This is a genomic window from Luteolibacter pohnpeiensis, assembly GCF_016595435.1.
Lineage (GTDB): Bacteria > Verrucomicrobiota > Verrucomicrobiia > Verrucomicrobiales > Akkermansiaceae > Luteolibacter > Luteolibacter pohnpeiensis.
Genome location: NZ_JAENIJ010000005.1, coordinates 115774 through 138661 on the forward strand (window position 1 = coordinate 115774; position 22888 = coordinate 138661).

The 22888-nt window shown below is 54.1% G+C and carries 22 protein-coding genes; 11 read left to right on the forward strand and 11 right to left on the reverse strand.

The features are described 5' to 3' along the window. Window positions 1-10: 10 nt before the first annotated feature. Window positions 11-1015 carry a peptidylprolyl isomerase gene (locus tag JIN85_RS04710; RefSeq protein WP_200268124.1) on the forward strand — a complete coding sequence of 335 codons (1005 nt, stop codon included), beginning with the start codon at window positions 11-13 and terminating at the stop codon, window positions 1013-1015. A gap of 29 nt (window positions 1016-1044) precedes the next feature. On the opposite strand, the gene JIN85_RS04715 is transcribed toward JIN85_RS04710, so the two are convergent. Beyond that, a complete protein-coding gene (locus tag JIN85_RS04715; RefSeq protein WP_200268125.1) occupies window positions 1045-1506 on the reverse strand; it encodes a hypothetical protein in 462 nt (153 codons plus the stop codon). A 136-nt stretch (window positions 1507-1642) separates the two neighbouring features. On the opposite strand from JIN85_RS04715, the gene JIN85_RS04720 reads away from it, so the two are divergent. The 4 genes from JIN85_RS04720 to JIN85_RS04735 all read left to right on the forward strand — a co-directional run bounded on the left by JIN85_RS04720 (window position 1643) and on the right by JIN85_RS04735 (window position 4687). Continuing rightward, the gene (locus JIN85_RS04720) at window positions 1643-2545 is read left to right on the forward strand and encodes a helix-turn-helix domain-containing protein (protein ID WP_200268126.1); all 903 of its coding nucleotides are present in this window, start codon (window positions 1643-1645) and stop codon (window positions 2543-2545) included. Between the two features lie 54 nt (window positions 2546-2599). After that, entirely contained in the window at window positions 2600-3823 is a 1224-nt protein-coding gene (locus JIN85_RS04725) for an MFS transporter (protein ID WP_200268127.1), read from the forward strand. Window positions 3824-3835: 12 nt separating this feature from the next. Further along, window positions 3836-4084, forward strand: a complete 249-nt coding sequence (locus JIN85_RS04730) for a hypothetical protein (RefSeq protein WP_200268128.1) — start codon at window positions 3836-3838, stop codon at window positions 4082-4084. 108 nt (window positions 4085-4192) lie between these two features. Then, window positions 4193-4687 carry a PH domain-containing protein gene (locus tag JIN85_RS04735; protein WP_200268129.1) on the forward strand — a complete coding sequence of 165 codons (495 nt, stop codon included), beginning with the start codon at window positions 4193-4195 and terminating at the stop codon, window positions 4685-4687. A gap of 5 nt (window positions 4688-4692) precedes the next feature. Here the strand turns inward: JIN85_RS04735 and JIN85_RS04740 are convergent, their stop codons facing one another. The 3 genes from JIN85_RS04740 to JIN85_RS04750 form a co-directional block, all read right to left on the reverse strand. Further along, the gene (locus JIN85_RS04740) at window positions 4693-5343 is read right to left on the reverse strand and encodes a class I SAM-dependent methyltransferase (protein WP_200268130.1); all 651 of its coding nucleotides are present in this window, start codon (window positions 5341-5343) and stop codon (window positions 4693-4695) included. Beyond that, on the reverse strand, window positions 5340-6113 hold the full coding sequence (locus JIN85_RS04745; protein ID WP_200268131.1) for a glycosyltransferase family 2 protein: 774 nt from the start codon (window positions 6111-6113) through the stop codon (window positions 5340-5342). Before JIN85_RS04745 ends, JIN85_RS04740 begins: the two co-directional genes overlap by 4 nt. An 80-nt stretch (window positions 6114-6193) precedes the next feature. Beyond that, the gene (locus JIN85_RS04750) at window positions 6194-6946 is read right to left on the reverse strand and encodes a lysophospholipid acyltransferase family protein (RefSeq protein WP_200268132.1); all 753 of its coding nucleotides are present in this window, start codon (window positions 6944-6946) and stop codon (window positions 6194-6196) included. 26 nt (window positions 6947-6972) lie between these two features. Between JIN85_RS04750 and JIN85_RS04755 the strand changes: the two genes are divergently transcribed. Continuing rightward, entirely contained in the window at window positions 6973-7563 is a 591-nt protein-coding gene (locus JIN85_RS04755) for a 3-hydroxyacyl-ACP dehydratase FabZ family protein (RefSeq protein ID WP_200268133.1), read from the forward strand. A gap of 109 nt (window positions 7564-7672) precedes the next feature. Here JIN85_RS04755 and JIN85_RS04760 read toward each other — a convergent pair whose 3' ends face one another. From JIN85_RS04760 to lipA, 5 genes are all read right to left on the reverse strand, one after another. After that, window positions 7673-8482 carry a PDZ domain-containing protein gene (locus tag JIN85_RS04760; protein WP_200268135.1) on the reverse strand — a complete coding sequence of 270 codons (810 nt, stop codon included), beginning with the start codon at window positions 8480-8482 and terminating at the stop codon, window positions 7673-7675. A gap of 295 nt (window positions 8483-8777) precedes the next feature. Continuing rightward, window positions 8778-9452: a hypothetical protein gene (locus tag JIN85_RS04765; protein WP_200268137.1), complete on the reverse strand. Its 675-nt coding sequence runs from the start codon at window positions 9450-9452 to the stop codon at window positions 8778-8780. Between the two features lie 13 nt (window positions 9453-9465). Continuing rightward, window positions 9466-10041, reverse strand: coding sequence for an RNA polymerase sigma factor (locus JIN85_RS04770; RefSeq protein WP_200268139.1), 576 nt, complete (start codon window positions 10039-10041; stop codon window positions 9466-9468). A gap of 107 nt (window positions 10042-10148) precedes the next feature. Next, window positions 10149-10613: an EVE domain-containing protein gene (locus JIN85_RS04775; RefSeq protein ID WP_200268141.1), complete on the reverse strand. Its 465-nt coding sequence runs from the start codon at window positions 10611-10613 to the stop codon at window positions 10149-10151. Between the two features lie 4 nt (window positions 10614-10617). Then, on the reverse strand, window positions 10618-11607 hold the full coding sequence (lipA, locus tag JIN85_RS04780) for a lipoyl synthase (protein WP_267906611.1): 990 nt from the start codon (window positions 11605-11607) through the stop codon (window positions 10618-10620). A gap of 130 nt (window positions 11608-11737) precedes the next feature. Here lipA and murI point away from each other — a divergent pair, with 130 nt between their 5' ends. The 5 genes from murI (at window position 11738) to glmS (ending at window position 19112) form a co-directional block, all read left to right on the forward strand. Further along, window positions 11738-12541 (forward strand): glutamate racemase, encoded by an 804-nt coding sequence (gene murI / locus JIN85_RS04785; RefSeq protein ID WP_325108306.1) that lies wholly within the window; start codon window positions 11738-11740, stop codon window positions 12539-12541. A gap of 119 nt (window positions 12542-12660) precedes the next feature. Then, complete coding sequence (locus JIN85_RS04790; protein WP_425494626.1) at window positions 12661-14925, forward strand: GH92 family glycosyl hydrolase; 2265 nt, start codon at window positions 12661-12663, stop codon at window positions 14923-14925. Window positions 14926-15043: 118 nt separating this feature from the next. Continuing rightward, entirely contained in the window at window positions 15044-16390 is a 1347-nt protein-coding gene (gene glmM, locus JIN85_RS04795) for a phosphoglucosamine mutase (RefSeq protein ID WP_200268149.1), read from the forward strand. Window positions 16391-16417: 27 nt separating this feature from the next. Beyond that, window positions 16418-17263 (forward strand): hypothetical protein, encoded by an 846-nt coding sequence (locus JIN85_RS04800; RefSeq protein ID WP_200268151.1) that lies wholly within the window; start codon window positions 16418-16420, stop codon window positions 17261-17263. A 7-nt stretch (window positions 17264-17270) separates the two neighbouring features. Further along, entirely contained in the window at window positions 17271-19112 is a 1842-nt protein-coding gene (glmS, locus tag JIN85_RS04805) for a glutamine--fructose-6-phosphate transaminase (isomerizing) (protein WP_200268153.1), read from the forward strand. Window positions 19113-19175: 63 nt separating this feature from the next. Here glmS and JIN85_RS04810 read toward each other — a convergent pair whose 3' ends face one another. Beyond that, entirely contained in the window at window positions 19176-20195 is a 1020-nt protein-coding gene (locus JIN85_RS04810; protein ID WP_200268155.1) for a S41 family peptidase, read from the reverse strand. A 178-nt stretch (window positions 20196-20373) separates the two neighbouring features. Beyond that, on the reverse strand, window positions 20374-22737 hold the full coding sequence (gene ftsH, locus JIN85_RS04815) for an ATP-dependent zinc metalloprotease FtsH (protein ID WP_325108311.1): 2364 nt from the start codon (window positions 22735-22737) through the stop codon (window positions 20374-20376). Window positions 22738-22888 lie beyond the last annotated feature (151 nt).

Genomic DNA, 22888 nt, shown 5'->3' on the forward strand with positions numbered 1-22888 from the left:
ACTCTTGTTCATGAAATTCCGCCTTCTTTGTGCCCTTTCTGTGGCGGTCGCCTGCGGCCCGATGACGGTCCTCGGCCAACCTCAAGGACCGATTGAAGTCAACGGCATCGCCGCCAAAGTGAACGGCCAGGTAATTACCCGAAGCGAGGTCAATATGTTGTTAGCTCCCAGCTATTTGCAGCTGGTTTCAAAATTCCCACGGCGTGGCGAAGAGTTTGAGCGCCAGTTCAAAGAGGAGAAAGCACGCGTGATTCAGGAATTGATCGACCGTCAGATCATTCTGGATGAGTTCAAGCAACTTGGTGCCACCATCAAACCGAGCTACATCGACGAGGAAATTGATCGTCAGATTCGTGATCAATTCAATGGCAGTGAAGAGAGATTCCGTGAGGAATTAAAGAAAAGCCGTTTAACGATGGAAGGCTATCGCCGAATGACTCGTGACAAACTGGTGGTCGACGCCATGAAACAGCAGCAGGCGATTCTCAATGCTCCACCACCCCTTCCAGACGAAATTCGCAAGGAATACAACAACATCAAGTTGCAGATTCGGGACACCACGAAGGACCAGATTTCCTTCATGAAAATCTACATCCCACGTGTGGATCCGCAAAACCCCTTGTCGACGCCGGAGACCCAACTCGCCCTTGCGGAAAGTTTGGTTAAGCAGCTGAAAGACGGCAAAGATTTCGCAGAGCTGGCAAAAAGCTATTCGCGCGATGCATTTGCAGAAGCCGGCGGCGTCCAGGAGGACGTGCCACGGATGGATTTATCCTCAGAGTTCGCGGCAATCATTTTCGATGCGAAAGAGGGTGAACTTCTGGGACCACTCGAAGATCCTCAAGGATTCACCATCGTGAAAGTGACTCACAAAGATCTGGGACCATCTCCAGCACTCAGTGAAGTTCGCGATATGGTGGAAAACCGTGTCCGGGCTGATAAAAGTGTAGCTCAATACAACCGCTGGATCGAAAGTCGCCGCAAACGCGCGATGATCGATATCAAGGATGATTGATCGGACTTGCCGCAATGGGTCTCATCAAATCAAAGGTCGGTAATGACCAGATTGAGATGAGGCTCTAGGCACTCGAGCATCTTCGCCATGTAATGCGGGAGCTTGTAGTAGGTGCCGAATTTTTCGATCGCGAGATACAGCTGACTCTTTTCAGATAGAGTGGTGGTGCTGGCGTGAAAAACCGCGATTTCTGTGTCCGGATTTTCGATCTCGAGCCAGGCACTCTTCGGGCAGCCCATATGCATGGATGCGCCCTTCAGGGCGATGGCGATCATGACGTCTCTTTCTGTGAAAATTTCCGGTGCTTCTTTGTTCGAGCGGTTCGGTTCGAAGCGGCAATCCTGAGTCATCAGAACGGAATTCTTGCCGCGATCGAAGATCATCCACACGGAATGCGGGACGGGTGACCACTCATAACCGACGAAGAGATAATGATTAAGTCCAGAATCCGCTGTAGAACGAAAAACGATGAACGCGCTGGCTTTCTTCATTCAATCATCTATTCAACTTCGATCGGGTTTGGCAAGTGGGAGCTTGATGCAAAATTCGAAATTCAGCGTCTAACAAGCCGATGCTTCTCCATTTAGGCGGAGCAAGTCACCGTTTTGGAAATAGGCAAAACGAACCATGGACCGAAAATCAATTCCAGCGATCCGACTCGCGGACGGAGACCAACTCCGGTTGCGGGAAAAGGGAATTGTCTCGGTGTCATTTAATGAGCTGATGGACAACGATCCGATCCGTCGGATGCCGCATTACCATGACTATTTCCAAGTCTCGATCATGAAGGGGCGCGGTCAGTTAATGCACGATTTCAGGGAAATTGAGATCACGGGCACGACCGTATTTTTCCTGAGTCCCGGTCAGGTGCATACCGCCAAGCCAGAGGCCGGGATGAGCGGATCCATTGTCTCATTTACCCGTGAGTTTTTTGAATCGTCTCCAGACGCTGAAATCAGCGGGCTCTATCAACTTCCGTTTTTCCATGGGTCGACCGGATTGCCATGGCTGTCTCTGGATTCCCATCAGTCAGAAGTGGCACACCGGATCTTCCATGAGATCCAGAGTGAGTTTGATCAAGCGGAGCCCGGCGCTGAGTCATTGATCCGCTCATTGCTCAATATCCTGTTCATCAAATGCTCTCGCTGGCATGCGGAGATTCACCCGAATCCAGCGAACGGCCGTGCGGCGCGGCTTGTGGCACGATTCCACCAGACCGTGGAAATGCACTTCGCGGAATGGCATCAACTTTCGCCTTATGCGAAGGCCTTGGGAGTGACAGAAAATCATTTGAACTATGTGATTCGTGACGAGTTGGGGGAGTCGGCAGGCAGTCTCATCCGGAAACGTAGGCAATTGGACGCCAAACGGATGCTGTTGCACTCCGATCTTAGTATTTCAGAAATTTGTTATCGGCTTGGATTTAAAGATCCTTCCTATTTTGCCCGCTTCTTCCGGCGATATGAAAAACTGACTCCAGCTGCTTTTCGTGATCGAATCCGAGAAAAATACCAGAAGATCCCCGAATAACACCAGCTCCTTCGGTTGAACTTCGGATGGAGATCCAGCAGGTTCATCGCCCTCATGCGAACCTCTGGATCAACCCCTGCCGACATAGCCCAGCCCCCCGTTACTTCCACGGTGTTCGGCCTGCTATTTGCGATCAGTGCTTCGCATTTGATGAATGATATGATCCAGGCCTTGTTGCCATCGATCTATCCATTGCTGCGGAATTCCTATGCATTGTCCTTTACTCAGCTGGGACTCATTACTTTTACCTTTCAGGTGACGGCTTCGTTGCTTCAGCCGGTGGTGGGATTGATCACCGACCGCAAATCGTTGCCCTATTCTTTACCGATCGGCATGACATTGACGACGGTGGGACTGGTGTCTCTTTCCTCCGCCAGCAGCTTTGCCACCATTTTGTTTTCCGCCGGATTGATTGGTGCTGGGTCGGCGGTGTTTCACCCGGAAGCTTCGCGGATCGCCCACATGGCTGCAGGGAAGCGGCGCGGGCTTGCCCAATCCTTGTTCCAGGTCGGAGGAAATGCTGGAAGCGCAATCGGGCCCTTGCTTGCTGCGCTGATCATCGTTCCCCATGGCCAACGTGCGATCATTGGGTTTTCCGCTGTTTCGCTTTTGGCGATCTTGGTTCTGTGGAATGTCGGCAGATGGCAGGGTCGGAACCTTCATCGCATTCATCGCCGTAGCACCAGCAAGGATGCGGAGGTGGAAAGCATCTATTCAAGGAAAACGGTGATCCGGGCGTTGCTGGTATTGGTGGTGTTGACGTTTTCGAAGTATGTCTATCTGGCGTCACTTTCCAGTTACTACACTTTTTATCTGATGGATCGTTTCCATATCTCCGTGCGTGATTCCCAGTATCATCTTTTCCTGTTATTGCTGGCAGTCGCGATTGGAACCATTGTGGGTGGTCCGGTGGGGGATCGGTTCGGCAGGAAGAAAGTCATTTGGGTTTCCATACTCGGCGTCGCGCCATTTTCACTGCTATTGCCCCATGTCGGCCTCGGAATGACGGGCGTGTTGAGCGTGATCATCGGCTTGATACTAGCCTCGGCGTTTTCAGCCATCCTGGTTTATGCGCAGGAGCTGTTGCCCGGCAAAGTCGGGATGGTAGCTGGTTTGTTCTTCGGTCTGGCGTTTGGCATTGCAGGCATCGGCTCCGCAGCCCTTGGAAAACTGGCGGACATGCATGGAATCAATTTCGTCTTCCAGATTTGTGCGTTTCTTCCGCTGCTCGGATTCCTGACCGTTTTCCTACCGGAAATTCGTGCAGACAGGGACTGAAGTTCCAGCAAGATGCGCAGAGCATCAGCGAAGGCATGCGGAGCGGTTCTGCCCGGCTTGAGTAAGGTCTTCGCACCGATGAAAACTTCATCCACGACCACATCGAACGGAGTCGCTCCTGCGCAACCTGCAGCAGGCACCCAATACCAAAAATCCGCCTGCAAATCGTATGGCTCGAAGACCTGCTGTGCAGCCTGCCAGGCCATGAAGGAACGCGAAAAAGCCGCAGCCATGGCGGAGCCGACGATGCCGGTGCGCTGATGCACCGGCGACCTTATGCGGCTTGATCAAAATGACCTGATCCGAACGGTAGAAAATCCCCATGATTCTCCACTTGCAGGAAAGTGGTCTAAGCGACCATGTTGGGTCGTGAGTGACGAAGTCAGTTTTTGGAAAACCAGCCCATCACAATGGTTGAATCTGGGAGCCTATTTGGTCTCCTTGATCGTAATCGCTGGAATCGTAGCCGGGGGGATCTTCTTTCCTCCGGCATTCATCGCCTTGGTTTTGCCGTTGGCTTGGATCATCTGGAAATACATGGTGGTGAAATGCCAGCAGTTCGAGTTGACCAATGAGCGCCTGAAAATCACATCAGGTGTCATCAACCAGCACATCGAAGAAGTGGAACTGTATCGCGTGAAAGATACTCTAACCATTCGCCCTTGGTGGATGAGAGTTGTTGGCCTCGCGACCATCAAACTGGAAACTTCTGACCGTGGACAGCCGAAGGTTCTGATTCCCGGCGTGAAAAATGGCGTGGAGTTGCGCGAGACCCTGCGCAAGGAAGTGGAGCGCCAACGCGACAAGAAGAGAGTCCGTGAGATGGACTTTAATGAAATCGAAGATGAGGTCGATTTGGCCTGATTCGGTCAGCGGCTCATCACGATGAGATGATTGTTGAACGGGGTTCCACCCCAGAGCGGAGAAATATCGACCGTTCCATAGGGCGAGAGGATTTCCTGGAAATCCTCCGCCACCGGGTAGTGAACTGGGCCGGATCTCATCCAGGACGTCGCCTTGGCGACAACATCGCCAAAAACGGTGATTTTGAATCGCAGTGACGAATCCCGCAATCCAGAACGGATCACGAGTTTCCCTCCTTGTTGTGCAACTCGCTCGGCAGCGAGCTTCAACAGCGTCCGTTGCTCCTCCGGGGCGATGAATTGCAGGATGTCGAGGATCGTCACATTTCCACAATGCTCCGGCAGGCCGGTTCGGGCATCATGAACCGAAAAATCCACATCGGTGGTGCCTACCTTTTTCGCGGCCAAGCGTGCGGCCTCAATTTTTCGTTCATCGTAATCGAGCCCGAGCATCGGAACCGCGACCCCGAGTTCTCGTAGAAAAAATTCGAGGACACCCAGGCCGCAACCCAAATCCAGCAACGGAAGTGAGGAGTCGGCGAGCTCCTGATGGATCCGCGCATAAAGTGGATCCGTGCGGACTTTCGTCGCGACATAGTGCTGATCCCAGCGGCCGCGGTAGAGCGATCCGATCTTTTTCGGCAAAGCAGTGGTCATCGCGAAGGTGGATTTTCGGATTCCAGCGGATTATCCCCACGCAGCAGGAGGTAGGGAAATCGCAAGGCGAATCCAAGCATGAGACGCAAGTGCATCCAGGTCAGCAGGGTATTGTCGCGCAAATACCGGAACTGTGAAATCCCGCCGTCTTCCGCCTTTGGGTAGAGCACCGGTGTCGGCAAATTGATGATGGGAACACCCCGCCATGCCAAGCGAACCGCCACTTCCGGTTCGAAGTCGAATCTGCGGGCAAATTGGGTGGATTCCATCACCGCTAATAGATCGGCAGCTGGATAGAGGCGCATGCCGAACAAGGAATCATCAATGCCCCAGCCCAGAGTTTCCAGATTTGCCCAGAAATTGGAAATTTTGCGGCCATTCACCCGGAGTGCCGGTGCGGATGAATCAAACACCGGACGGCCGAAAATCGCCGCTTGAGGGAATTCGGCGGAAATGGCGAAAAATTCCCGGATTTTTTCCGCAGGATGCTGCCCATCGGCGTCCATGCTCAACACGTGGGTGAAACCTTCTGTCATTGCCGCCTTCAGCCCGTAGAGAACGGCGGATCCTTTGCCTGAGTTTTTTTCCAACGAAAGAACCTTCAGATGGGGTGAGGATAGGTCTTTGATGAGCTCAGGTGAGCCATCAGTTGAGCCGTCGAACACCACCCAGACCGGGACATTTGCTCGCAAGACCGCATCCAGAGTCTGGCGCAAAATGGGGCCGGTATTGTAACTGGGGATGAGAACAAGTGGGCGGTGATCCGGCATGCGAGCCGAGGTCTACAGCGACTGGCGGCGGCGGGCAAGCATTGGACGAATTCTGGCGTCGAAGTGCCTTACTAAAATTTCTAGTTTTCAACCGAGGCCACTTGGCGTCTCAAGGGATGCGGCTTGGCAAGTTCCGTTTCGTAAACCGCTTGCAGGCGCTGGTTGAAGTGGTGCGCGGATTCTCCCGCAACTGGAACCAAAGGTGGTGCGATCTCGAAACAGATTCTGATCGGAAATGCCGGTGGTCTCCAAATGGGCCAGCCTTTTTGCAAAAATCGGGTGTTGCTGCGGATGATGACCGGGATCACGGGAACTCCGGCACGAATGGCGATCAAGGCACATCCTCCTTTGATCGGATTGATCCAACGGCTCTCCGGTCGGGTCCGGGTGCCCTCGGGGAAGACCACCAGATGATCGGTGTCGCGCAATGCATTTGCCGAGGCGCGGATCATTCCGGTGATGGATTGGTTTGAAATGTAACCCGCTAACCGGGCGCCACCGCCGAGGAACGGATTGCAGAGAATGGACTTTTTCATCACGCACAGCGCGTGAGGAATGGTGGCGATCAGGAAAATCGCATCCCACAGCGACGTGTGATTTGGCGCGATGATGACGGGGTGGTCGATGTGGTTTAGCGACTCGAGCGGAGACAAATCCACCCTGATCAATCCCACCGCTTTGAGAAATGCGATGAAACGTTTCATGATCCCGTGGTGGAGGCACCGGCCGATGCGCTGGGATTTCGCTTTGCTGAAAAGGAGTGATATCGGCAGCGCAAGAAGCGAAACTGCCAGTCCGAGAATCCCCCAGGCGACGACAGCGGTTGCCATCATCAGCCAGTCCCACGGGAGACGAATCCATGCCCGACCACCGGCAGATTCCGAAGGTGATTCCAGGGCGGTATGTTCGACAGGTGGCAAAATCGTGGGCAGATGGCGCACCATACCGACAGGAGCTGCATTCGGTCGACCCGATTTTTCAAGTCACCGGGATTGTAATTGTCCGTCATCTTTCACATGAAACAGCGATGGATTACTCGCATTTCCTCGATTCGTTGCCGCATGGCCCATCGTTTCGATTCGTCGACGAAATCAAGGCGCTCGAACCCGGAGTCAGCGGCACCGGACAATACCGCATTCTTGGAGATGAGGACTTTCTTGCCGGGCATTTTCCCGGCAATCCGATGATGCCAGGGGTGATTTTGCTGGAAGCAATCGCGCAAATGGGAGGGATCGTCGCTCAAAGTGGTGAGCAGAAACTGGAAAATCTGCGGCTGACAGCCGTGAAAATGGCTAAAATTCTGGGGGCGGCAGTCCCGGGAGAAACACTGGATATTTCTGCCCGAGTGGAAGGAAGGTTAGGCGGACTGGTTCAGATTGCGGGTGAGGTGCACGGCCCTTCCGGGTTGTTGGCCAATGCGAAAATTGCGCTGAGTGGGGACGAAGTTTGAAGAATCAGTGGCAGCTGAGGTTGGGGGGATAAAAATCACATACCCGCGCCAGCCATGCTGGACGCGGGTATGCTTTGCCTCCCTGGAAAATGAAACCTAGCGGAATTGGTCAGCGACCGCTACGGGTGCCGAATTGTAGATGGAACGCCTTGCCATTACCGCCGCCGGATAGATTGAATTTTTCAATCCGCTTGCGGATGTCTTCTGGCGCTTTGGACTTGTCGTCATCCGTATTCCACGGCCCGGACCAGACTTCTTTATTGTCCTGATCCCGCACGGTCACTTTGGTATCTCCATTGTTTGAACGGACTTCGATACTACCATCGTCATCGACGATGCTAAGGCTGGAGCCGGAATTGAATTCGAAGTTCCCATTGCCGCCTTGCTGTGGATCGATCATGTCATTCATGTCCGAAAATTGATCCTCCATTTGGCGCATCATATCCTCCATGTGAGAAGATAGTCCCATGGACATTTGAAGGCGGCGTGGATTTTGCAAATTCCGCTCAATAATGCGGCGAATCCGATCTGCCTGTTCGGGAGTAAAGCCTCCCAAGCGCTCGAAATCCAGATTCGGGGGGGAATCCTGAGCGCGTTGAGCCATTTGCGGATCCAAGCTATCATTGTTAGATAAGTCGAGATCTGTTGGCCGTTGTCCGAGGGTTACTGATTTGGTAATTCGATCGCCAGTATGGATTAAATCGATATTAACAGAATCGCCTGCTTTGTAATTCGCGAGACTATTTGAAAGTTCTTCGGGGGATCCGATAGCTGTATCAGCTACTTTGAGGATAATATCATATTTGGCAAATCCACTCGTTATGGCTGGAGCACCAGGAACCAAACCATTCACCATCACTCCTTCACCCGTTTTCAAGCCTAGGTGCATGCGGAGCATTTCCGGGACTTCTTTGGTCATAAGGCCTAGAAAGCCACGGGAGTTGCTCGCGCGAGAAGTGGCTTGGGCGGCCGGTGCTATTGGTGCGGTGCTATCTTCTTGGGGGTTCTGGGCTATGGAATTCGAGGATGATCGAACTCTGGATTCCACCGATGGTGGCGGTGGCGCATTGTCAGGTGGGGGTTCAATCGCGAGAGCTGGAATAATACAGGCCAGGCCAATTCCAATATGATAGAGATTTTCTTTCATAAGCTTGATTGTTTACAAACTATAAGCGTGATGGAGTTGCGATTTTGTTTCCTGATATGAATTCTAATTAGTCTACTTTTTCCGGAACTAAGATATATTGAGTGCGGGGCAAGTTGGTGGTGTAAGTTTTGCCGTCTTTGGATTTCATGATGTAATGATCCATATATTCGACGCGCAATACACGATGTGGCGTATTACTTGAGTCCCAATAAATGCCTTCGTCCCGTGTGCTGTTCAGTCCACGCTCAAATCCTGCAGGAACGAGGCTGGCATTCGTCGGCGAAACCCGATCTGCCAGTGGGGCGGGGACTGAGGCTGGCAAATGATTGGAAGCCTGCTGGATGGGGGAGACCGATGCTGACCGGTTCGGCAGCAAAAGCGCGGCAGAAGCACCAAGGATGGCGACCGCTGCGGCGGCAGACCACATGGAGCGGGAAAAACGCGCGGGTTTGACAGCTTCGGGGGCGGCTTTCGGGAAAAGTAGAATTTTCTTGTTAACGGGAAATGGGGTACTGGAAAGTTGCTGTTCCAGGCAGTTGAAGAAATTCTCAGGCAATGCTGAGGGTTTTACCCGGCGAAGGCTGGCCTCGAACTGCATTTCCTCAAGACTGAGCGACTCTAACGAGCCATCAGCTGCTTGTTCGAGACGGTCCAGTAAATCCAGGTCCAATGCTTTTGGCGAAAGCTGCCGGAGCAGGGATTCGAGTTCTTTGGGATCAGGAGTATCGGATTGCAATGACATGGGAAAGGGGAAATCAGATGGATAGATCACCGCGGCGGCGGGCTCCGCCGAGCTGCTTTTTCAGCGCTTCAAGGCCATAGCGATACCGGGATGCGGCGGTGTTTTGAGAAATTTGTAAAGTTTCGCCAATTTCTGCGAAGGTCTTTTCACCCCAGATTTTGAGAACGATGACCTCGGAAAATTTGGCAGGTAAGTCCTTTAGACTTTCTTCGAGTTGGGAACGGGTTTCGTCGTCGGAAGCATCACTTTCGAACCAAGGATGAAAGGCGTCGCGTTGCTCAGCTTCCTGATCGGCGCTGACATTGTCTTCACGCCGCTTGCGACGATCATCCTTGCGGCTCAGATCAATCGCGAGGCGCCGAATGCTGGTGTAAAGATAGGGCATCCAGGATTCCTGGCCCCCGACGAATTCTCCGCTGCGGAGTTTTTCGACAAGTTTCACCAAAGCATCCTGCAGGACATCCTGAGCATCCTCGGTGGAACGAGTTTGCTGGCGCGCGAACAGGAATAACTTTGGACCGTTCTCTTCCAGCCAGGCTCGCCAGGCATTGGCGGCCGGTGATTTTTCCGGGGTCTGTAAACTTGCCATATCGGGAGGTGGTTCCATAGGCAAAGCGACATCATACCGGTTTTTTGTCTCGAATCCCAGATGGAATCCTCGCTGGCAGAGGAATCCTCCGCAAAAATAAGACCAGCCTACGGCTTCCAGCCCGCGAGTTTGCAAACCCGGGTGAAATGCACCTTCTCAACTGGGGTGATGGACAACCGCGAGCCGCGCTGGCAGACGATCATTTCCTGCAAAACTTCATCATTTTTCAGGCTATCGAGCGGCAGCAGTTCTTTGAAGGCGCCGACGTATTCGAAGTCGACCAGCCACCAGCGGGGTTTTTCCTGCGTGGCTTTGGGATCGAAGTATTCGCTTTTCTCGTCGAACTGAGAGGGGTCCGGGTACGCTTCACTGGCGACTTTCGCAACCCCGGCAACTCCCGGAGGCTTCGCGTTGGAATGGTAAAAAAGCGCGAGATCGCCCGGCTTCATGTCCTTCCACATGTAGTTGCGGGCCTGGTAGTTGCGAACGCCATTCCATGGCTCGCGCCCAACCTTTTCCAGATCTGTGATGGAAAAGACGTCGGGCTCGGATTTGATCAACCAGTGTGACATGGCGTCAGGCGATCGCTTGGATCATGCCGTCTTTTGGCGCTGGGATTTGCAGGTGCTCAGGGCCGATTTCCAGTCCTTTGGCAGCACGCAGATCGCTCTCGATCGCCTCAAGCACATCGAGCTCCGGACGAAAATCCGCAGCGTGATAGGAACTCCGGACCAGAGGACCGCTGGCAACGTGACGGAAGCCTTTCTCCAGCGCGATGGCTTTGTATTCATCGAATTTTTCCGGTGTGACGTAGTCGACTACCGGCAAATGCTTTGGCGTCGGACGGAGATACTGGCCGAGGGTCAGGACCGTCACATCGTGCTCTAACAGATCATCCATGCTGCGGAGAATCTCATCGTGGCGCTCGCCAAGACCCAGCATCATGCCGCTTTTGGTCGACACGTTGCCATTCGCCATGGCTTTCGCTTTTTTCAGAACCGTGAGGGAACGCTGGTATTTGGCTCGTGACCGGACCAGTGGAGTCAGCCGCTCCACGGTTTCCAGGTTGTGGTTGAAGATGTGCGGCCGGGCATCCATGACCATCGACAGGGCCCAGTCGCGATCGTTGAAATCAGGGACCAGGACTTCGATGATGATGCCGGGATTGGCCGCGCGGACAGCTTCGATCGTTTTTTGGAAATGCTCAGCGCCGCCGTCTTTCATGTCATCACGCGCCACAGCGGTGATAACCACGTGGCGGAGGTTCATGCGACGGGTTGCTTCCGCGACGCGATCCGGCTCATCGCTTTCGAGCGCGTCCGGACGGGCGGTTTTGACCGCGCAGAATCCGCAGGCGCGGGTGCACTTGTCGCCGGCGATCATGAATGTCGCGGTTCCTTGGCCCCAACATTCCCAACGGTTCGGGCACTGCGCCTCTTCGCAAACCGTTACCAGTTTGAGGTCCGTGATCAGGGATTTGGTCGACCAGAATGCCGGATTGTTTGGAAGCCGGACCTTGATCCAGGACGGTTTCTTGTCCCGGTGCAGGGTTGGATCCATCTTCATTTTCGGTCCGCAGGTGCTCATGTCGGCGGGAGGCTACGCCTGCGAACCTCCGGGGAAAAGGGCAAAGTAGGGATGTTTTTTCGATCGGTTGCCACTTGCGGACCAGCGGGGGATTGGCATGCTTGCCGCAGTGAATTCAGCGCCTCTAGGTATTTTCGATTCGGGTGTCGGCGGGTTGACCGTGGTGAAAGCGGTCCAGGAGCTTCTTCCTGCGGAAGATGTTCTTTATCTGGGAGATACCGCTCGTTTGCCGTACGGATCCAAAAGCCCGGAGACCATCCGCCAATTCGCGGATGAGGATGTCCGGTTCCTCATCGCAAAAGGGGTGAAAGCGATCGTCGTCGCCTGCAACACTGCCACCGCCCATGCCTTACCCCAGCTGCGGGAAAAGTATCGGACGCCGATTTTGGGTGTCATTGAGCCGGGAGTCACCGCTGCGCTTGCCGATCCCGCGACGGAGCGGGTTGGAATCATCGCGACCCGTGGGACGATCCGCTCACACGCCTACCAGCACGCATTGGCGCTGCGTCGCACCGGGCTTATCATCCACGGTCAAGCAGCACCGCTGCTGGTTCCCTTGGTAGAAGAAAACTGGATCGAACACCCGGCAACCCGGCAGGTTTTGAAAGCCTATCTCGATCCCTTGGTGGATAAAGGCATTGATACCCTGATGCTTGCCTGCACGCACTATCCGATTTTGATTCCGGTGCTGAAAGACCTGCTACCGCCGGATGTCCGATTGGTTGATTCCGCAACCACCTGCGCCGAGCATTTGAAGCATGAACTGACCCGTCTTGATCTCTTGGCGGATGGCGATCGCGAAGGGAAACTGGAACTTCATTTGACCGACTTGTCGGAAGAGTTCGAAACACTCACTCGTCGATTCCTTAAAAAATCTCCCGGCCGGATCCGGCGTGCGGTGCTGGGTGCCTGATCTCTTATCATGCCCATGCGCAGCTGGGGAAAATCGTTGCGCCAGCGGATCACCTTTCATTGAGTTGCCTGGTAACTCATTGCTTGGCTCCCGTGAAAAAGTTCCCGCTCTATCCGAAACTGACAGGCCCTTTGTTGGCATTCCTCTTCTGCATTCCGGCCCTGGCTGCAGAAAAACAACCAGCGGAATACGTAAACACCCTTCAGGGGACGAATTCGAAATACGAGCTCACCCGCGGTAACACGTATCCCACCACGGCTTTGCCGTTCGGGATGAATACCTGGACTCCGCAGACCGGTGAAAATGGCAATGGCTGGAAATACCAGTATGAGAAGGATACCATCCGCGGTTTCCAGCAAGCGCATCAGTGCAGCTCATGGACCAACGATTATGCGGTGTTTTCACTGATGCCCGTTACCGGGCCGTTGGTGGTGGGCGAAAATGACCGGCAGGCGAAGTTCAGTCACGATCACGAAGAAGCGCACCCTTATCATTATCAGGTCGATTTGGAAAACGGCATCCGCGCTGAAATCGCTCCCACCGAGCGTGGTGCCTACCTTCGTTTCCGCTTTCCCAAAGACAGCCCGGCGCATGTGATTCTGGACGGGTATACCAAATTCAGCGCGGTAAAGATTTTACCGGAAGAACACAAAATCATCGGCCGGGTGAACAACGGCAGAGGGTTGCGGGATGATGTGTTCAGCAACTTTGTCATCGTGTTCGATCAGCCGTTCAGTTCCTGGGGGACATGGGAAAATCAGAACAACACGATTCAAAAGGATCAATTGGAGGCCGATGGGAAAGGCGTCGGTGCTTTTGTAACATTCGAACCGGGAGTTGTGGTTCAGGCAAAGGTGGCATCATCCTATGTCGATTCGGAGCAAGCGGAACGAACCCTGAAGCAAGAGCTGGGTGCCTTTCAGTCAGTCGATGAGGCAAGTGCGGCAGCGAAGAAGATTTGGAACGATCATCTTTCGCGCATCAAAATGGAAGGCGGTTCTGAGGATGATCTTGCGACGTTCTATTCCTGCTTCTTCCGTGCGAGTTTATTCTCGCGCAAATTTTATGAAATCAATGCGGAAGGAAAAGCCTATTACCGCAGCCCTTATGACGGGAAATTGCACGATGGTAAAATGTTCACCGATACCGGCTTCTGGGATACATTCCGCGCGCAATTTCCATTATCGATTGTCATGCATCCGACGATGCAGGGCGAGTATGTCCATGCCTTGTTAGATGCGTATGATCAATGTGGCTGGCTGCCTTCCTGGTCGTTTCCAAGTGAGCGTGGTGGTATGATCGGCAATCACGCGATTTCATTGTTGGCCGATGCATGGGCGAAAGGGATTCATACCTTCGATCCGAAAAAAGCGCTTGAAGCCTATCATCACGAAGCCACCCAAAAAGGTCCATGGGGGCCATCGAATGGACGCGATGGCGGGAAGTATTATGACAGTTTGGGATATGTTCCTTACCCCGAGGTGCGTGAGGCGACCGCGAAGACATTGGAATATGCTTATGATGATTTCTGCGGTTATCATCTTGCTGAGATGAGCGGCCAAATCGAACAGGCTGAGTTCTTTGCGAAGTCGATGTATAACTTCAAAAATGTATTTGATCCTGAAACCGAATTCATGCGCGGGCGCGATGCGGATGGAAAGTGGAATGATAATTTTGATCCCACCGAATGGGGCGGTCCGTTCACGGAAGGTTGCGCCTGGCACTGGGTGTGGTCCGTGTTCCATGATGTGGATGGATTGATCGAGTTGTTAGGTGGTGATGAGAAGTTTGTGCAAAAACTCGATGGCGTTTTCACCGCAACCAACGAGTTCAAGGTCGGAACTTATGGAGGGCCGATCCATGAGATGACGGAGATGAAAATGGCGAATATGGGCCAGTATGCGCATGGCAACCAGCCGATCCAGCACATGACCTACCTCTATGACTACGCCGGCCAACCGTGGAAAACCCAGCAGCATGTCCGCGAAGTGATGGCAAAGCTCTACAACGCGACTGAAAATGGCTATCCGGGTGATGAAGACCAGGGCCAAACCTCTTCATGGTATGTTCTCAGCGCGCTCGGTTTTTACGCCGTTTGTCCCGGGACGGATCAGTATGTGATCGGCAGCCCGGCATTTGAAAAGGCAACCATCACCCTGGAAGACGGCAAAACATTCACCGTTCATGCCAAGAACAACTCGCCGCAAAACGTCTACATCCAGTCCGCGAAATTGAATGGCGAGACCTGGACCAAGAATTTCATCCGCTACGCCGATCTGATGAAGGGTGGGGTTCTTGAGTTGGAAATGGGGCCAACCCCGAACAAGCAGCGTGGTGTCGCAAAGAGCGATCGGCCATTTTCACTGTCGGCTTCCAAAGAATGACTTCGAGCTGGATTCGAAGTCTTTTTCGAAGCATCAGGAACCCACCTAGGCCACCAAATACGTGGTGGTTTGTCTTGTCGGAAGGCTCTGATATGGGAGAATCCGCCTTCACGGATTTATGAAACTATTTGGTACGGATGGGATTCGGGGACGGGTAAATGAATTCCCGATCACTGCGGAAGTGGCGCTACGGCTTGGAAAAGCGGTGGCGCGGGTGCTGCGTTCATCGGAACCAAACCGGAACCGTGTTTTGGTCGGCAAGGATACTCGCATTTCCGGCTACATGCTGGAAACGGCTCTCACCAGTGGCCTGGTTTCGATGGGCATGGATGTGCTTTTGGTAGGACCTTTGCCGACTCCAGCTGTTGCTCATTTGACCAAATCGATGGGCGCCGTCGCCGGCATCATGCTCACCGCTTCCCACAATCCGTATGAGGACAATGGGATGAAAATCTTCGGCCCGGATGGCTACAAGCTTTCCGATGAGCTGGAGTTGGCGATCGAAAGTTACATTCTCGGCAAGGACACCGAGGTGGCCCCGCTGCCACCAGGACGCATTGGCAAGGCCAAGCGGATCGACGATGCGCGCGGTCGTTACATTGAGTTCGTGAAGCAAACGGCGGACAATATTTCACTCGCTGGATACAAAGTGGTCGTCGATTGCGGTCACGGCGCTGCGTATTCGATCGCTCCCTTGATTTTTGGCGAACTTGGCGCGGAGGTGGTGGCGACCGGAGTCGAACCGGATGGTTTGAATATCAATGCAGGTTATGGCGCGCTCCATCCTGAAACGGCGGGAGCTTTGGTGCGGGAGCACAACGCCGATCTCGGCGTGTCATTTGATGGCGATGCCGATCGCGTGATTTTCACCGATGCGAATGGCCACGTGGTCAGTGGGGATCGTGTTTTGGCGCTGTGTGCCCTCGGTATGAAAGATCGTGGCAAGCTGCGCAACGATACCGTAGTCGCAACGGTGATGAGCAATCTTGGTTTGATCGAGGCAATGCGTGAAAACGGCATCGCGGTGGAAACCACTCCGGTGGGGGATCGCAGCGTGATCGAGCGGATTCGCAAAGGCGGCCATGCCTTCGGCGGAGAAAACTCCGGACATTTGATCTTTGCTGACTACTCGACAACAGGCGACGGCATCCTGAGCGCTTTGCAAATCCTGCGATTGATGAAGGACCGCAAGGCGACGCTCGCTCGTCTCTCGACGGTGATGAATGAGTACCCCAGCCAGTTGAAAAATTTACCGGTGAAATCGAAGCCGCCGATGGAATCACTGACTGGCTTGAATCAATTGATGCGCGAGGCCGATGAGGCATTCGGTAATCGGGGTCGTCACCTGATCCGCTACTCAGGCACGGAGAATAAAATCCGTGTCTTGATTGAGCATCAGGATGCGGCCGAGGTGGAACATTGGATCGAACGTTTCTGCGAAGTCATCGCCAAGGAAATCGGTTGAACTGTTAGTTGTTAGAACAGGAGATTCATGAGCTGCGAACCATTATCACTGGACCGGGAAATTGCCGATTTTCCGATCGCGAACATTCCGCTGCGGGATCACCAAGCGATGGTGTTGCAACAATCAGGAATCAAAGTGGATTTGCGACATGATCCGCATGCCTGGTTGGAAGTTTCCGATTTGCGCCAGCTTGCAGAATCGCACCGGACAACCTTGATCGATGACCAGGGAAATCCGGTAGCGTGGTGTGGAGAAAAACCCGATCTCAGTTCGGTGATGCTGGCTGCCGAGTCGTTCGTCATCCAATTTCCGTGGGATTTACTCAAGGCCAACGAGCACTTCATCGGTCAGCATGGAGAGCCATCCATTGCGGGTGAGGTTCATCCATCTGCAGTCATTGAAGGAGTTGCCGTGATTGGCGAAGGCACGCGAATTCTGCCTGGCGTTTTTATCGAGGGAAATGTCGTGATTGGGAAGAACTGCAAAATCGGTCCAAACTGTTACATCCGCGGCAATACCAGCATTGGCGATAAGTGCCACATCGGGCAATCGGTGGAGATCAAGAACTGCCTGATTCTATCCCAAACCAATGTCGGGCATTTATCGTACGTCGGCGATTCGGTGTTGGGACACCGGGTGAATTTTGGAGCCGGGACGACGGTATCGAATCTGCGCCATGATGGGCAAAATCATCGCTCGATGGTCGATGGAAAACTCATCGACACAGGGCGGAGAAAATTCGGCACGATTGTTGGCGACAACGTCCACACCGGAATCAACACATCCGTTTATCCCGGGCGAAAATTCTGGCCGGCCACCAGCACGCTTCCAGGGGAAGTGGTGAAACACGACGTCAGATCATTTTTTCATTAACCAATTTATGTGCGGAATCGTTGGATACATCGGAAAAGCGGACGCTCCGTCCGTTCTCATCAACGGGCTGAAGCGGCTTGAATATCGAGGCTATGACTCTGCGGGTTTGGCGATCCTGGATCACGATCAGGTGCGGGTCGCGAAATCACCGGGCAAGGTGATGAACCTGAAGGAGAAAACCCGTCACGACTGGACACCCGAGCTATGCCGCCAATCTGCGATCGGCATCGCCCACACCCGATGGGCAACCCACGGCCCGCCCACGGAAGTCAATGCTCACCCGCATCTGGATCAATCCGGCGACATTGCATTGGTCCACAATGGCATCATCGAAAACTATCGTGCCTTGCGCTCGCGGCTGGAGGGAAAAGGTCATCATTTCTACTCCGAAACCGACACTGAGGTGCTGGTGCATTTGATCGGCGACTGCGATAAGGGTGATCTGTTCCAGGCGATCTGCGATGCCCTGCACCAGGTGGAAGGGACATTCGGGATCGCCGTTCTTTCGGCGCGTGAGCCGGACCGGATCATCACCGCGCGCCGTGGAAGTCCGATCGTGATTGGCGTTGGTGATGGCGAAACCATCATCGCATCCGATGCCGCTGCGATTGTGGCTCACACCCAGCGAGTCATTTATTTGGATGACAATGACATCGCGATCGTCACGGGCGAATCGGTCGAGATTCGCGATCTCAATAACGTTCCGGTCACGCGTGAAATCGCCGAGTTGAGCTTGGATGCGGCCGCTGCCGAAAAGGGTGGTTTCGATCATTTCATGCTCAAGGAAATCCACGAGCAACCGGACTCGCTGGCCAATGCGATCCGGGGTCGGCTTGATCATGACATCGGATCCTCTGTCCTGGCTGGCATGGGAACTTCACCGCGCGAGCTCGCCGAGTTGTCTCGGGTGGTTCTCGTAGGTTGCGGAACTTCGCTGCACGCTGGATTGGTCGGTGAGTATGCATTTGAAGATCTTGCGGACGTGCATGCCGAAGTCGAGCAGGCGGCTGAATTCCGCTATCGGAATCCACTGCTTGGCAGTCGGGATTTTGTAGTGGCGATTTCGCAATCCGGAGAAACGGCAGACACCTTGGCGGCAGTTCGCGAAGCGAAGCAAAAAGGCGCTTTCGTGATGAGTCTTTGCAACGTGGTCGGATCGACGATTGCTCGCGAAACCGGGCGCGGGGTTTACCTGCATGCCGGACCTGAAATATCGGTGGCGTCGACCAAGGCATTCACCTCGCAAGTGGCGGTGCTCTTGATGATGGCGCTCAAACTGGGCCGAGGTCGCAGGCTTTCGCGGGATGAGGGAATTCGTTTTGCGCGCGATATCGAGTCCATTCCCACGCTCGTCAGCCGGGTCGTTGCCCAAAGCGAACGGATTTCCAGAATTGCGGAAGGATATGCCCAAAACGAGCATGCGTTTTTCATCGGTCGTGGTCCCATGTATCCAGTGGCCTTGGAAGGGGCGCTCAAACTCAAGGAGATCTCGTACATCCACGCGGAGGGATACCACGCGGCAGAGCTGAAGCACGGGCCGATTGCCTTGCTGCAGGAAGGAACTCCGGTAATCGGGCTTGCGTTGGATATTCCGGGAAAGGACAAAACCTTGGGGAATATCGAAGAATGTCGCGCTCGCGGTGCGAGAATCCTGGGTATCATCACCGAGGGCGACGATGAAGCAGCGGAGTTTATGGACGATTACATCATGGTGCCAAAAACCCACCCATTGGTTTCTACGGTACCTGCCGTAGTGGCGCTGCAGTTGTTCGCCTATCACGTTGCAAGAATCCGCGGCTGCGAGATCGATCAGCCGCGCAATCTTGCGAAAAGTGTCACCGTGGAGTGAGGCAGAAGGGGAGTCCAAGACGCCATCGGGCGATGGACTCCCTGCATGATCACGGCATCAGGATCAATTCTTCTTCAAATCCTCGTCGATCAGTTCGCGGGCGACATCCAGTGCGTTTTTGTCACCGGAATCGACATCGGGAATCACTCCCGTGCCTTCCCATCCTTCCAGTGTGCGTGGGCCTACCACCATTTTCACCGGGATGAATGCGGAAAATCCGCTTCCATTTTTCAGCGGAATAAACGAACCCGCGATGCCGGCACCGGCACTTGGTTTACCGACAATCGTCGCCCGGCCCATTTTTTGCATCGCGTAGGCAAAACCTTCCGATGCGGAACCCGTGCCGGGGCCAATCAGGATGTAAACCTTGGCGTCTGGATTTCTCCGGCCAGGGACGTAAGAATAAGTCCACTCCTGATCGTCCATCGAGCGGTCCTTGTGGAATCCGTTGAGGTAAAATTGCTCCTGCCCGGTTTGAAAGAAGTAGGAAGCGATGAAGCGCCCCATCTGTCCGGTGCCGCCTGGATTGTGACGGATATCAAGGATCACATACTTGCTATGTGCGGAAAGGGTCATCGCGGCGCCTGCGGCCTCGAAAGCCTCATCGCTCGCCATGAAAGGACCTGGGATGTCGAGGTAGGCCGTGGATTTTTGAGAATCGAGGTCCACGCTGTTGAATCCGAAGTTGCTGCGTGCGCGCCCTTGGCCACGACCGTTGTTACCGCGGGGCCGACGTTGGCGGCCTTGATCATCGCCATTTTGATCCGGCGCTGGCTTCCGGAAAATCACGTTCAAGTGCACGTCCTTGTGGATCGTCCGCAGATCCTCCGTGAGTTGCTTGGCGAGATCTTGATCCGAGAGATCCTTGTATTTCCCTGCTTTTTCGTTCTCAAGGAGACCCGCTTGATATTTGGCTGAAATTTCCGGGAACGGGTAGGCATCCACCAGGCGATCCGTTAGATTCGCGATGATTTCATGGGTGTCGCTTTCACTTACGGTGTCCGCATAGATGGACGTGCTGGCGAAGGAGATTGCCAGCGCAACGCTGCAGGCATGCTTGAGGACAGAGGGAGAGAATTTCATATGAGTGAGCAGATAATTCTAATTTGGATAAGTTTTCGCTAAGTTACCGATACCGTGGCCGGAAACTTTCTAAAAAAGCCAATCTTCCGGTTGTGGAGTAATCGAGGATTTCGAACGCAAAAAAACCGCCCTGTGGATCACAGGACGGTTTTGAATCATTCAAAGGCTTGAATTTGAATCAGGCTGGGGCGCCAACAACACCTGGCAGCGGGCCGTCATCGGGACGGTCTTCCCCGGTTGGTTTGCTCGCAGGCTTTTTGCGAAACTCATCCGGCACCGGTGGTGGAGTTGGTGCGCTTGGTGGATTCCGCATTTCGCCGAACTCGATCAAGTCCTGCAGATGCTTCGCATCCAGAGTCTCGTATTCGAGCAGGGCATTGGCGATCAGCTCAACCTTGTCGCGATACTTGTTCAGGATTTCTTCCGCTTTCTGATAAGCCTCGTCGATGAAGCGCTTGATTTCGGAATCGATGATCCGGGCGGTTTCTTCGGAGTAATTGCGGCCACGTGATACATCGCGGGCGAGGAAAACCGGGGATTCGCCTTCGCCATATTCGATCATGCCGAGGGCGTCGCTCATGCCCCATTCGCAAACCATGTTCCGCGCTAGGGAGGTGGCTTGGCGGATATCGCCGGATGCGCCGTTCGACACATCGTCGCTGTGGAAAGCTTCGGCGATGCGTCCACCCATGGTCACGACCAGGTTGGCGAGTGCTTCTTTCTTCTGAGTCGAATACTTGTCGCCATCTGGAAGATACATCGTGGCACCGAGATACGGACCCCGTGGGATGATGGTGACTTTGTGAAGCGGGTGCGTGTGAGGCAGAACAATATTGAGGAGCGCGTGACCGGCTTCGTGCCAGGCGGTGCCGATCTTTTCCTTATCGGACATGGCAAGCGAGCGGCGCTCACGACCCCAACGGACTTTATCCCGTGCCTCCTCCATTTCAGCGAGTGTCACGGCGGAGAGTCCTTTGCGGGCGGCAAGCAGGGCGGACTCGTTGATCAGGTTGGCCAGCTCGGCACCGGAGAATCCTGGGGTTCCGCGGGCGATTACGGCGAGATCCACACCAGCTGCGAGTTTGATCTTCTTCACGTGAACACGAAGGATTTCTTCGCGGCCGTTCACATCTGGAAGGGAAACCGTCACTTGGCGGTCGAAACGGCCGGGGCGGAGCAATGCTGGATCGAGAACATCTGGACGGTTGGTGGCGGCGATGATGATCACACCTTCCTGGGTGTCGAAACCGTCCATCTCCACCAGCAATTGGTTGAGGGTTTGCTCACGTTCATCGTGGCCACCGCCCATGCCGTGTCCGCGGTGACGACCGACTGCGTCGATCTCATCGATGAAGATCAGGCAGGGAGCATGTTTTTTGCCTTGCTCGAACATGTCGCGAACCCGCGATGCTCCGACGCCGACGAACATTTCGACGAAGTCAGAACCAGAGATGGAGAAGAAAGGAACGTCCGCTTCGCCAGCGATCGCGCGGGCCAGCAAGGTTTTGCCGGTTCCCGGGGAGCCAACCATCAGCACGCCTTTTGGAATCGAGCCGCCGAGTTTCTGGAACTTGCGTGGGTCACGCAGGAAATCGACGATTTCGAACAGTTCTTCTTTCGCTTCCTGAATGCCGGCGACGTCTTTGAACGTCACCTTGTTGCGATCCATCGTCAGAAGGCGTGCCTTGGATTTTCCAAAGGACATCGCACCGCGGCCAGCGGATTTCATTTGCTGACGGAACAGGAAGAACAGCAGCAGAATGATCAGAAGGAAGGGCAGGAAGGTAAAGATCGCACCCTTGAGCCAATCGTTGGTGCGGATGTAGCTCGCGTCCTCCTTGACGAGAAGTTTGCGCAAGTCATCACCAAGAATCGCGATAGATGCGACGACTTGGAATGGTCTTGGACCCACCGCTTTGCCGTCCTCGGTTTTCTTAGGGACAAGGTTGGTAGGCGCTTGGCGGGTGCCAACGATCAGTGCTTCGGACGAATTCGGAACGAGTAGGATACTCAGCGGATTGTCCGCATTCGTGGTATCGACTTCACCAGCAGCAACGTATTTGCGGAATTCTGCGAGCGTGAGCTGCTCCAGATCGCTTTCCACTGGAAGTTCAGCTTCAGTGACTTGGCGTGTGGTGAAATTGTCACCGAGAATGTCGCGCACGGCATCCTGCTGAAGGCTGAGGTTGAACCGGACTTTAAAATCTTTCGGCTCGGTCTTCAATTTACCGCCTTCAGGGACCATTTCGGGTTGAAGGAAGCCGCTGATGGTGGCGTCTATCGAGCTATCCGAGGTCACCACTTTAAATGGGTAATCCTTCGGGTTTGAGGTGATCACGAGATCCTGATCCCAATACTTGCGGAATTGCGAGTAGCTCAAATTCTGGGAATTCCCATTGATTTTCGGGCTGAAAACAGCTGCGCCGATCAGAAGAGCACCTACAGAAAGAAGGACGAGAAGACGCCAATTGAATCCGCCCGTGTCCCCTGGGCCACGGTTCGGGCTGGGAGGCGGCGGCGTTGAATTCGGTTGTTCGGACATGATGGACTGGAAATGCCTGCTTAGCGGGAGGGCCTCCGCGACAGCAGGAATGATGGAGGATAAGCGGCACGTTGCAAAAGGAAACCCCTTTTTTGCAATGTTCCCCCAGATCGTTTTACGCGTTTTCCCGAATTTAAGCAATCTCAGGCTG